Raw genomic sequence first — 12,408 nt, 5'->3', positions numbered from 1 at the left:
AATCTCCAAATTTTCACTATTTCTATTCCTGAAATCGAAAAATGCGGACTTTCTGCCATTTATACCTTCAAGTCTCCTATTTTTTCCAAATTTCTTAAAATTTTGATTACAAGAAGAACTAACTAGCAGAAAATAAAAGGTGCACGCCGTAAAAAAATGGGGCCGAAGCCCCTTACAAACTGTTGTGAAATCTTACTTTTCAAGAAAAGCTTTTGAACTTAAAACGCTTTTTCTATTTCACCTTCGTAGAATGTACGAATGATCTCTTGATAGTTCTTGCCATTTTTAGCGAGATAATTTGCGCCGTACTGACTCATACCAACACCATGGCCGTTTCCACCACCGTAAAATGTGATCTGCTTTATCTTTCCTTCGAATTTCTCTATTACAAACGTGAAATACCCGCTGGGGAGAATGGAATAGTTGGAAACAAGACTTCCGTCGTGCCTTTCAAGGTTTATGTCTTTTGGCATACCGGTTATTGCTTTTGTAGGTCTTATAACGAAACGTATGTTATATTCTTTGTCGACATCGTAGATTCCGCTTTCTGCTATAATTCTGAGAGTCATAACGACGCCACCTTGCCCTCGTTTCATGACCTGTAAGTCTTTCAGCTCTCCTATGGAGAAGTTTGGATCATTTACGTCTATTAGCCTTCCTTCAACTGTTCTAATGGCATCGAACCCTAAGGTAAGGTCGGCCTTTTCCCTTGCAACAAGACCTTTACTAATTGAAACCTCGAGTTCCTCTCTGGTCATAGTTACTTTCCATCGAAACCATGGAGACTCTCGGTCATAAAAATCGCAAAGTTCTTTTTCAAGGCCCCAGAAAGATCTGAAGAATTTATCCCAAAATACTTCGTTTACTTCATTTACAATAAGTTTTGAGAACTGTGGCTTTGACCTTAGATAAGGTATCGGTTCACCTGGGAATTTGCCCTTTGCGTCGCTCCAAACTTCCTCACTGTTTGAAGTGAATCCAGCAGATGTTGAAAAATACACTATCGTATCCATTGGTTTACCGTCGATAACTAAAATTTCACCAGTCGTTTCGGAAACTGCAACCTTAATTATATTGCTAACTATCTGATTGTTGAAAACCTGGCTATTTGTACTGTCATCACAGTGAGCTCCGAAGAACTTTTCTTTCGGCCCGCTCAAAACGTCTGCCACCGCTCTGCTTCTTGCCAAAACAGCTTGAGCTTTAATCGCCTCCTTCTCAAACCATGATGGTACCTCGCTTGGAACAACTAACTCTACATAATTCTCTAATTCCAGTTCGTTAATTAACGCAATCTTTCCATTGACAAATTTAACATATATTGTGTCTGAGTACTGTGGTACTCCGAGTGCTCGCTTTGCTGATAGTAACTTCACAGTACCTTTTAGAACTAATGTATCAACTCCTACAGCGTTACCATTTACTATGAGACCGCCTTGGTTTGTTGTTATTTCAATTATGTCCCCAGCTGAGAACGCGCTATCGTTTACTTTGACAGAACTGAGACACTCGAACTTTACCACGCTAAAAAGATAACCTTTTGAAGCCCCGGATGAGTCGAGTTCGACGCTTAAGAGTACCGAAATACGTGTTGGAGACGTTGAAGCAAACGAAACTACCTGTACAAGAATCGCAAACAAAAATAAAACCTTTACACACCGTGTCATCCTCGCTACCCCCTTTCTTATTGTTATATTCTTACCCTTTACAATAAAGCGTCGCTTATTAATCGAGAACACAAAACGGTTGGAACTCTTTGGACCGGTGTAGCTTCATAAGAAATCAGTTATACCTCTCTCATTCGTTACGGATCAAAACGTTGTACTATGTCGAGCTATTCAAACTACATACAAAGTGCTTATTATTACCTTAATCATGTGGCGTTTACTATCAGCATCGTCTGATACGCTAAGATGATCTCATTTTCCTTAGAATCAACGGTTAAAAATCTGTTTTTAAGTTATTGATATGCCTATTGCTTTTACCTTAAAACATTATCTAATTAACTACTTTTCTTTGTGCCTAGTTTAAAATAAAAATTTGTTTCAGCATGTTTTGTAAGTGCAGATAATACCAATGCTAAAAGAATGAAGACACTACATTTCGTCACGTCCAATTTGATATGTCATTAATAGCAAATGTGTGCTATAATGTCCATTTGCTATATCATTTTATCAAGAGACCATATCATAAGAAAATGCTCATAAGATCTTCCTTTAGCAAACAAACTGCAAGAAAATCAGTTATCACAAATTTCTTTAGTTTTGCACATTTTTCACTTGTTTTCTACAAACGATACTTAGAACCTCGGAAATACTCTGCATGTGTAAATCTGCTAGTAAATCCACCTTTCAACAGCGCGAGCAGTTTGTTGTATATAGTGGTTTGCCCTTTCTTTTATATTCCGCTTAGTCATTTCAAATAGAGCTTCTAAGACATGTAGCTGAGAAATTTTCGATCTTATCGCACCGCTTTCAAATGGTGCTTCGCGAATAGGCGTAAGTAAAACATAATCAGCGACTTCTGCAAGAGGAGATCTCTTATGTCCCGTTACGGCAACAATTTTTGTGTTATTGTCCTTTGCCATTTTCGCCAGATCTACGATCACAGATGTTGACCCGCTTTGAGAAAAGGCAAGAAGGACATCATTCGAAGTGGAGGTGGCAAGTGCCATAGCTACTAAGTGGGTGTCTTGGGAAAAGAACGTATCAATACCTATTCGCATAAATTTGTAGTATGCATCCAATGCTGTTGCTCCAGATGCACCAACACCTACTGTGTAAAGCTTTTTGCATTGCGAAATTATTTCGGCACACTTGCTTAGGACTTCCTTGGACGAACTGAGTAATTCGTACGTTTGTACAATAGTATTAATGTGATTCGTTTTTATTTGCAAAAGCAGGTCCTCAGAAGAAAAGGATTCTGCCTCGTTTTTGTTATTTGGTAAACTTTTTGCAAGAAATATTTTGAAAGAATGAAATCCTTCAAAGCCGAGTTTTTGACAAAATCTAACGATAGTGCCTTCACCAACGTTCAATAAATCAGAAAGTTCTGTGATGCTCATATGCACAACCTCTTCACCGTTCTCTATGACGTACTGTGCTATTATTTTTTCCTTTTTAGTCAGAGCACCGGGTTGGTAACTTAAACGCGTCAAGATATCTTCAACCATGATATACTACCTCCTCATACTGCGTTGCAGCGAAAAGAGAAGCACCAATAAGCCCAGCGTCGTTTTGAAAGATGCTGAGTTCGACCTGAGTTGGATGATAAAGAGATTTAGACGAATACTCTATCAGCTTGTTCCTAAGTATATGCAAGGCCATTTCTCCAAGCTCTGAAAATCCTCCGCCAACGACTACAATTTCTGGGTCTATGATGAGAAATATTTTATCAATCAACATCGCCAGGTTACCGCACAATTTTTCAACTGCAGCTAACACTTTTTCTTCGTTGTTTATGAAACCGGCAAGCAACTGATTCCTTTCAGCTAAGGGGATTTTTGCGTACCTGTGGAGAACTTTCATAGATATGTACTGCTCTGCGCAACCTCTCTTGCCACAGTTACATTTTCGACCATTTGGATAAAGTATGGTATGCCCAATTTCCCCAGCTTCCCACAAAGTTCCATTTACCAATTTACCATCAATAAAGACTCCCCCGCCTAATCCTGTTCCTATGGTTAGAAAAACTAGCGATCGCACTTTACGAGTAAAGGCTTCTGCCAGTGTAGCTGCTTTAGCATCATTTATAACATAAGTTGGTATACCAAAGAGGGTTTCCAGCTCTTGTTTGATGTTCCTACCCATCCAGTTCTCTAGGTTTGGTGTAGCGTACAGGATTTCACCTGTCGTTGAATTGACTCTTCCTGCTGTTGCAATACCGATGGCTGATATCTCTTTGTCATTTTCCATTAACTGTTCAATGATCTTTATTGTCGTGTTTAGCGGATCTACCCTAGATGTGTTCTTAACAACCTTTTTTTGTATTTTATTTTTGGAAAATACTGCGCCTTTAACGGTAGTTCCGCCAATATCAACTGCAATGATTTTCTTTTCCATTTACTAATGTCCCCTTCCTTGTCAACATCTAACCAACCACCTGCTTAGTATCGATAAGCACTATGCCTATTTCAAAAGGACGATGCCATGGGAAAAAGACTGAGTATTTCCAGTTCTTTTTTAAAGATTGGTTTATTCTGTCCATGTACACTTCGAGATTTTTCTCGACGAACCTCTTAGCCCATTCTTCATCTTTAATCATTGAAAGACATGAATTTATATCTTGGTTACGTCTTCTGACCTCCTCATAGAGCATCTTTCGGACATTAGCTTGGTAGCCCCAGTGTTCTAATAGAAGTATTGACTGATATTTCTCCAGTTTCTCTTTGTCTATTTGAAGAAAACCCTTTTTGCTGAGATACAACAATACTGAATGTGCACACGTTGAGCCAAGCGTGTTACCTGCAGTGTTCCAGCCGTAGTAAGTTGTAAGTTCCCAATTTATTGGTTTTTCCAATATCCTTTCAACTAAAGAATTATCCGAACCATTCGCGTATCTTACATCTGCAATTGCTATTATCTTGTTTTGTTCGTAAGCAAGGTCGATCCATTTTACTAATTCAGCATGTTCGCTGCGTTCTAAATTCTGAATCGATTCTTTCTGAAAAGGTGCTTCTCTTGGTTCGTCCGGTTCAAAATTGTTCACGTAAAGCAAAATATCAAACTCAGATTCTAAGTCGACAGGATGTCCACCAGCTCCTAAAATGTGGCTTTTGGTAGACGTGTCCAGTTCATCGCTATGATACGGGGGCACAAGATAAGCATATTCTGGCTTTCGATAGATGACTTTAAACCTTGGCTGAAGGCGGAAATGGTCGCAGAGACATTTTGAAATTAGACTTAACGAAGCTTCGTCTGCACCGTTTCTTATTTGTACCTTCTCGTTTAAGCCCAATTGTGCAACCAGCTGTTCGAGTTCACACGCTTCTTTGTAGACAAGACTACCTTCGGAGTTGTCATCAAGCATTATGCTTAAGAAGTCTATAACACCTGCTTTCACAAGGTTGATAGCTTCCTTGGTGGTCTGTAAGTTCCTCCTTCGTCTCCACAAAAAGTCTTGAATTATCCATTGAGGAATATTGTGCTCTTTAATATTATGCCCACTGGCAAGGCTTGTGGAATACTCATATAGAGCTTTACCAAAGTAAACCCAGTAGTCTGGTTCTTCTTCCATAGAGTTGTACGTAGGTATTCTTGTAACAGTCTTCGTTGCGTATATTTTTAGATTGCCGTTTTGTTTTTTCACAAGTGACAGAACATTCAAGCGTTTAATTAATGTCTCTTCTTGGGTATAATCCAACCTCGATGGGACCAGTCCGCCATGCAAGAGCATATCCAAAGATAGCACTGCAAAATCGCAACCAAGAGAGTTTTGTACCAACCAGTTAGCTAAATATTCAACGTCTGCCGGTGTTTTTTTTAACCCAAAATGCTCGGGAAAAATTACATCTATACCAACAGACGAGCAAAGGTGAATGAAGTAGTCTTTAGTGCAAAATCTTTCATCTAGTGGAAGAAATAATACTCTCATTTATAGAGCTGTACACGGCCCCCACGTTAGTCTATGTTTTAAGTTTTACAAACTGGGACGTGTACCGAACACCTCCTTTCTAAAGTTATTAAGTGAAGATTTTGGAGTCATTACTTTCTTTGAAATATAAGTTTCCCAAATCTTTCAGGTGTGTGGAATGAACCATAAGTAACACTCCAAGTATAATAAAAGGGAATATTGCCTTTCCAGCGGTTTCTGCAGAAGTTTGCCTTTAGTTCGGAAGTATCTTTCAAAGACATTCCCAAATAATTCATGTTAATTTTTATTTCCACATACCACGCATCAATTTCTCTCCAAGTTGTTGCCACAATATCACCGTTCCATTTACTATCGTATCCCAGTTCGTCATAGATGGTACCGTCGAAACCAACGACAAAGTGGTAGTAGGAATTAGTTCTTTCATCCTTGAGAATGAACACTTCTACAGAATCCCCCAAGTAAGTGCGGGTGTCGCGTGGACCAGAAACAACTTTAACTGAGCTAAAATCAGGTTCTTTACAAACAAAAAGCACGTACAGGTTTTCATCATCGTACATGACCTTAGCATAACTTGATACATCCGCTCTCTGGCCGGTATCGTACATAAGGAATTGACCGCTTGTCTCAGCATCTTTCCACTCTTCGAGATTTCTACTAAGGGTTGCTTTACCTTGTTTGACTTCTAATTTCGGTATTGGAACAATGTTTTCCACTACTACCATTTCTTTAGGTTTTTGGGGAATGAATGAGCTTTTTGGCTTTAATTTATTTGCAGCCGGGTATGCGATTTCGAGCATCCAGCTTAGGGAATCTATAGCGCTTAGAGCCAGAGTTGGATCCTTTACGTTGTCCGATATTGTGAAGATGCCATTTGATATTTTTTCGACCAGGTCGGCGTAATTACTGCTTTTCTTGATCTTTTCAAATTCTGAAAAGATGAAATTAATGTCCTCTTTGAGTGAGTCGTTTTCGGTGAATATACTAATATCATCCATCAAAGTATCAGCAAATGAATCAAGTAGTACATCTATACCTTTGAATGGGGTTACGGCGTGCTTTGACATAACCACTCTGAAATACTCATAGTCATTTGAAAATTTCTTTATGTGAGAGACAGAAAAGAGAACAAATCCGGATTTGAAGTAGTTGTTTGTTAAGGCGATTTGATCGATGACTTTCTTAGGTTCGTCCAAAGATATCAGTTGCAAACCAGGGCAAAGGTAAACATCTTTTTTATACTCAGACTGCATATCAAAGAGTATCTTGAGATCTTCGGCCGAATTTCTGTAATCCATTGGGATGAGAAGATCTAAATATCCACTCTTTACCCAGTATTCCCAGTTTTGTTTTTTCTCCATGCGAGCACCACTAAGTGTTGGGTATACTGCCGCACTGATGACTAAGTTGTTTTTAATTTTCTTAGCTTTACTGTAGAATTCTCTCACAAATGTATTTACGTTCTCCTCACGCCACATTTGCCATATAACGCTTTCTTTACTGTACTTCTCAATGGTAAATGGATCTATTCCTGTCTCTTCTTTAAACCTTTTCACAGCGAATTCGTCGTATCCAAATTCATCACCATCGTACCGTATGTAATCCAGATTTATACCGTCTACGTCGTATTTTTGTATCACTTCCAGCAAAGTGTTAATAAGGTAGTCTCTTACTTCTGGATTTGCATGCGATAACCATGCGGTGTTGTTTTTTGAAAAGATACTACCATATTTGTCCTTCTCAATCCACTCTGGATGAGCATCCATGAACGGAGTTTTGATACCTCCGGACGCAACAGCGTAGATCCAACACCACGCATGAACCTCCATCCCTAGTTTCTTGGCTTCGTCAACTATAACCTGCAATGGGTCTTCTTTCCAGTCCTGAAAAGCTGGGTCTTGAGGAAATCTGGAAATCTTCGGAGAAATTGTCATTCCTTTGTAGATAACTTCAGGAAAGATAGCGTTGAATCCAAGCTCGTGGAGTTCTCGAATCTGTTTGCGCAACTTTTCCGGTGTTTCACAATCTCTGATTGCGTAACTATCAAACCAGATACCTCTTAACTGGACATTGTACTGTGGTAAGAGTTGTATCTCAAGCAAATCGACCATCTTTTGGAGCTTTTTCAACTCTGATAAATCAGATGCTTTTTTTGATGCATCTTTTATCTCCCAAAGCATTTCCTGCATCTTGTATAGTTGCGTTTTTGGAATCTTTTTTCTACTTTCCAATAGTCTGGTTTCAAATGTCGCAATTTTTTCGTCCAATGAGGCTTTAAGATAAAACACAGGATTAACGTTTGATATAGGTTCTTCAAGTAAGTAACCGATGGTATTGAGCACCAAAGATTTAAGTTCATCGTTGGTCGAGGTTTGAAGGAATATGTTCTCGCCAAAATAAACACCAAAAGGTGAAAGAACCGCAGCAGCCGGATACTTTTCGTTTGAAATCTTTCCATCTTTTGTATACCAAATAGCCAGAGGTGTTGCATTTTGTGTCAGATCTATGACAAAAGTGAAGCCTCTCGACAAAGGTATATTCTTGTCCGTTTTAAAAACAGAGACCCCTGTTTGCGTAGGCTTCATGACGAAGTACTTTCCGCTATCCCAAGAAACGAACTTAACACCTAAGAATTTTGAGTATGCGAAGTTACTCCTGTTCTTAGCCTGCGCGTCTTTGAGACCGCTTTCGTAACAGGCTATGAGTTTTCCGCCTTTCATAAGGTAAGATTCGACAAGGTTAATTTCGCTATCTGAAATGGCACCATTTGAAGGGTCTATAAGGACCTTTATGTTATCTGGTATACTTGTAACTTTGCTTGTATTGATGACCTCGTATTCGAGCTTACCGTAGTCTAATACACTAAGCACCCCACGGATTATATTGTCGTAAGTAGGTTTGGTGTAATAACTTTCTGTTGTTGGTGAGTAGAGGATCCCGATAGAAGGAATAGCTAAAATTATTCCAGGAATTAACCAAAGCAACAAGTGTACAAATACCTTATAAGCCCACTTCATATCCTGTTCACTCCCCCTACCTTAACTGAGTTAGGTGTTTTATTACTCAATTATTGCGCCCTTGTAACCTTCTATGAAGTATCTCTGAGTAAGGTAGAAGAATGTTAAAATAGGTATCATTGCAATGACCATCGCAGCTGATGCAGTTCTGAAGTTGGGTTCGAACGTACTACTCAGCTGAGACAATCCTACTTGGATAGGATACTTCGTAGGTGTTCTGAGAACGATGAGTGGCCAGAGCAGGGAGTTCCAATATGCAGTGAAAGCAAATATTGCAAGGGCAGCAGTTGCTGGTCTAACTAATGGAAATGTTATCTTCCAAAAGACTTGGAATTCATTACACCCATCAATTCTTGCAGCATCCTCAAGTTCTGCTGGTACTGACAGATAATGTTGTCGCATTAGAAATATACCAAAAATTGATACAGCACTTGGAAGAACAACGGCCAAGTACCTGTCATACAAACCCATTTTCAATATAGTAATAAAGTTAACGATTAGAGCGCCTTCCATAGGTATTAAAAGGGGAAGAAGGATGAACTTAAAGACAAGGTCTTTCCCTTTCCACTCAAGTCGTGCTAGGGGATAAGCAGCGAGTGCTGCTAAAATGACTTGAAAAATCACACCCAAGGAGGTTATGATTATCGTATTCAGAAAGTATCTTATCATCGGAACTTTCCTAAATACGGTTACATAGTTTTCTAACGTTGGATTTTGCGGTATAAATTTTGGCGGCCAAGTAAACAGATTCTCACCTGGACCTTTAAATGACGTTGATAGTACCCAAATGAATGGGAAGGTGAAAAATATACCTAAAGCTATCAGAATGATATAACTAAGAATCACTCTAATTATTTTTTTCACTGTCATGGTTATATCACCTCTTTGGTCCAAAGAATTTGAAATTGATAGCTGTGAATACTATTAGAATACCTGCGAAAACCACGGAGGTTGCGGTCGAAAGTCCAAATTTAAATCTGACAAAAGCGTAATCGTAAATCAAATACATCATCGTTGTTGTTCCGGAACCACCTTGAGTCATTAGGAACACTTCTTCAAATACCTTAAGAGCAGCCAAGCTGGAAATCGTGAAGCAGAACAACATGGTAGGTCTGAGAAGCGGTAATGTGATTCTTGCTAGAATCTGCCTAGCATTTGCTCCGTCTATTCTTGCTGCTTCGTACAGCTCACTTGGTATATTTTGAAGACCTGCGAGGTAAATGACCATGTAGTAACCAATACCCCTCCAAAACGTTACAAACATAACACTATAGAGTGCGAACCGTTCGTCAGTTAACCACATAATTGGTTCTTTTATTACACCTGTGGACAGCAGAAAACTGTTTAATAAGCCATCAACGTTGTAGATCCAGCGCCAAGTCATACTAACAATAACTGACCCAGTTATCACCGGAACATAGAAAAGAGTTCGAAAGAATTTGATTCCAGGAATGTCTTGATTTACAAGTACAGCTGTAAGTATTGCGGTAAACTGTATAAGAGGAACCACGATCAGGTATTTAAAGATATTTCGAAGTGCTTCGTAAAAGTATTTGTTTTGAAATATTTCTTTATAGTTTCTCAAACCTACCCAGGTTGTCTTCTTAGTAAACATATTATAGTCGCTAAAAGATAGTATTATTCCTCTTATTATTGGATAATAGGTAAATATACACAAAAGAGTCAAAGGCACGAAGAGAAAAAGTACAGCAATTATAATCGTTTGTCTCTTCCTTGCTCGCAAATTTATCACCCCACATAAACTTAGCAAATGTGGGGGGCACCCCCCACACTAAATTGCCATGAGATTGCGTTTATTTTGCTAATATTGCATTGACTTCTTTTTCGGCCAAGCTCAGCGCTTCTTTTGCTGTAAGTTCGCCTTTAATTGCCTTCATCCAATAGTCCTGAAGAACCTTTCTGACATCTGGGAGTTTACTAGCTGGAACACCTATAACACTTGGAGCATTAAGATCTACTGCATTTTTCATGGAAAGACTTGCCATGTACATAGCTTTAGCGTTAAGGTCGCCTGCTTTAACTCTTTGTCTGAAATATTCACTTGTTTCCAAGCCTTGCACGGTTGAAGGTAATACTGTAGCGTACTTACTAAACTCTATCTGCCATTTCGGTGAAGTTACATGAGCAGCAAATTTTGCCGCTTCCTTTGGATATTTGCAAGTAACGGGAATCACAAGGTTCATCAATGAGACCTTTATTATCCCAGCTTTTCCAACGGGGTGTGGTGCCACATCCGTAACCTTGAATATATTCGGACTATTAACTTCTATGTGTTTTAGCATTGTCAACCCTGCTGGATACATAACTATCTTACCTTGCTGATAGAACTCTCTACCTTCACCATAACCGCCAAGCGACCTTGGCATCAAATTCTCTCTGTATGCTTTTTGGAACCATTCCAGTCGGGCAACCGCTTCTGGAGTGTTGAAAGCTGCCTTTTTGCCGTCTGGTGTTACTATAGGAACACCTTCCAAGAGAAGTTCATCAATGGCGATTATATTTGGCTCGAAACCGTATATATCCAATTTAGCCCTTATAATTCTCGAATACTCCAAAACTTCATCCCAAGTCTTTGGAGGTTTATTTGGATCGAGCCCTGCCTTTTTGAACAAGTCTTTATTGTACATTAATATCGGGATGGATGCATACCACGGAAACGCATAAGCTTTACCATTTACTACTGTTGCGTTCCAAAGCTTTTCCCAGTATTGTTTAATGGTGACTGGGGGAATTAAATTATCTATGGGCAATATTGCACCTTGAATTGCAAAGTCAACAGCCCAAGTTGTGTTCAAGTTCACAACATCAGGACCTTGCCCAGCCGCAATAGCCGCTGTTAACTTTTGAACTGCTGAAGCATAAGGTATATCAAGCCAATTGATTTTAATACCAGGATTGTTTTTTTCAAAATCAGCAATCATCGCTTTTAAGTATTCGTCAAACGTTGGACTTAAAGAAAGTGTCCAGAATTCCAACGTGATAGTTTTAGCAAAACCAATTGCAGTGATAAGAACCAACAGCACCAAAAATACCTTTTTCATTCCGAACCCCTCCCTTTTTCATTGTCTAGCATTCTTGACCTTATAATTTCATGAAAACTAGTATTTACCATACCAGCCGCACGTCCGATTGCTTCACCCATGTCCGTGCATGTTGCCATTATTCGAGCTGCGGATTGACCTAAAAATGTTCCCGAGAAATTTCGACCAACTATACCCAGGTTCACGAAATCTTTGGAAATCAGTGATCTTAATGGTATCTCGTAATAGTCTTCGTATCTGGGAACTTCAGAGGTGTTTTTTGAGTTGCTGGTTTGAATCTTTTTGTGAACATCGATGCCATAAACAGCTTTAACAACCCCATCCTCAAATCTGCTTTTTCTAATAACATCGTCTTCGGAGAAGGTATATAAACCCCGAATACGGCGACTCTCCCTGACGCCAAGATAAGTGGCTATCTTTTCAACGTAACAGTTTTCAAATCCGGGCACATATCTTTTTGCAAATGTGTACACTGTTTCAACCTGTTTGTGAAGATCCTTTAGTGCTTTCGAGATTTCAAAATCATCAGTTGTTTTGACCCATACGTGAGTCGTGTTAACTGTTACTCTACCAGTTCCAGGTAGTTGGTTGAAGAAGAAATAGTCAACCGGATAGTTGAGTCCATCTTCCTTTGCTTTTCTCACCTCCTACATAAAAATATGGTATAAATAATTTAGCTTAAAAAAATTGAGGGCAGGACAACTTATGTCACCTTGGCTTTTAAGCCATTTAAGGAGTCT

9 protein-coding genes are annotated in these 12,408 nt (G+C 39.2%); all 9 read right to left on the bottom strand.

What is annotated here, in order from left to right; all coding sequences use genetic code 11:
* Positions 1-218: 218 nt before the first annotated feature.
* Complete coding sequence (locus NA23_RS05145) at positions 219-1,667, bottom strand: SpoIID/LytB domain-containing protein (protein ID WP_052107151.1); 1,449 nt, start codon at positions 1,665-1,667, stop codon at positions 219-221.
* Positions 1,668-2,335: 668 nt separating this feature from the next.
* Positions 2,336-3,172, bottom strand: a complete 837-nt coding sequence (locus NA23_RS05140) for a MurR/RpiR family transcriptional regulator (RefSeq protein ID WP_033191748.1) — start codon at positions 3,170-3,172, stop codon at positions 2,336-2,338.
* Complete coding sequence (locus NA23_RS05135) at positions 3,165-4,061, bottom strand: ROK family protein (RefSeq protein WP_033191747.1); 897 nt, start codon at positions 4,059-4,061, stop codon at positions 3,165-3,167. The genes NA23_RS05140 and NA23_RS05135 overlap by 8 nt, the downstream gene beginning before the upstream one ends.
* 28 nt (positions 4,062-4,089) lie before the next feature.
* Complete coding sequence (locus NA23_RS05130; RefSeq protein WP_033191746.1) at positions 4,090-5,592, bottom strand: DUF4127 family protein; 1,503 nt, start codon at positions 5,590-5,592, stop codon at positions 4,090-4,092.
* 110 nt (positions 5,593-5,702) lie between these two features.
* Positions 5,703-8,606 (bottom strand): family 10 glycosylhydrolase, encoded by a 2,904-nt coding sequence (locus NA23_RS05125; RefSeq protein ID WP_033192771.1) that lies wholly within the window; start codon positions 8,604-8,606, stop codon positions 5,703-5,705.
* A 42-nt stretch (positions 8,607-8,648) separates the two neighbouring features.
* On the bottom strand, positions 8,649-9,476 hold the full coding sequence (locus NA23_RS05120) for a carbohydrate ABC transporter permease (RefSeq protein WP_033192770.1): 828 nt from the start codon (positions 9,474-9,476) through the stop codon (positions 8,649-8,651).
* 7 nt (positions 9,477-9,483) lie between these two features.
* Positions 9,484-10,191, bottom strand: a complete 708-nt coding sequence (locus NA23_RS05115) for a carbohydrate ABC transporter permease (protein ID WP_236938634.1) — start codon at positions 10,189-10,191, stop codon at positions 9,484-9,486.
* Positions 10,192-10,420: 229 nt separating this feature from the next.
* Complete coding sequence (locus tag NA23_RS05110) at positions 10,421-11,668, bottom strand: ABC transporter substrate-binding protein (RefSeq protein WP_033191741.1); 1,248 nt, start codon at positions 11,666-11,668, stop codon at positions 10,421-10,423.
* Entirely contained in the window at positions 11,665-12,312 is a 648-nt protein-coding gene (locus NA23_RS05105; RefSeq protein ID WP_084384045.1) for an FAD-dependent oxidoreductase, read from the bottom strand. The genes NA23_RS05110 and NA23_RS05105 overlap by 4 nt, the downstream gene beginning before the upstream one ends.
* Positions 12,313-12,408 lie beyond the last annotated feature (96 nt).

The organism is Fervidobacterium islandicum, assembly GCF_000767275.3.
GTDB classification, from domain to species: domain Bacteria; phylum Thermotogota; class Thermotogae; order Thermotogales; family Fervidobacteriaceae; genus Fervidobacterium; species Fervidobacterium islandicum.
The sequence above is the reverse complement of the archived record's forward strand: the minus strand, read 5'-3'. Positions and strand labels throughout refer to the sequence as shown.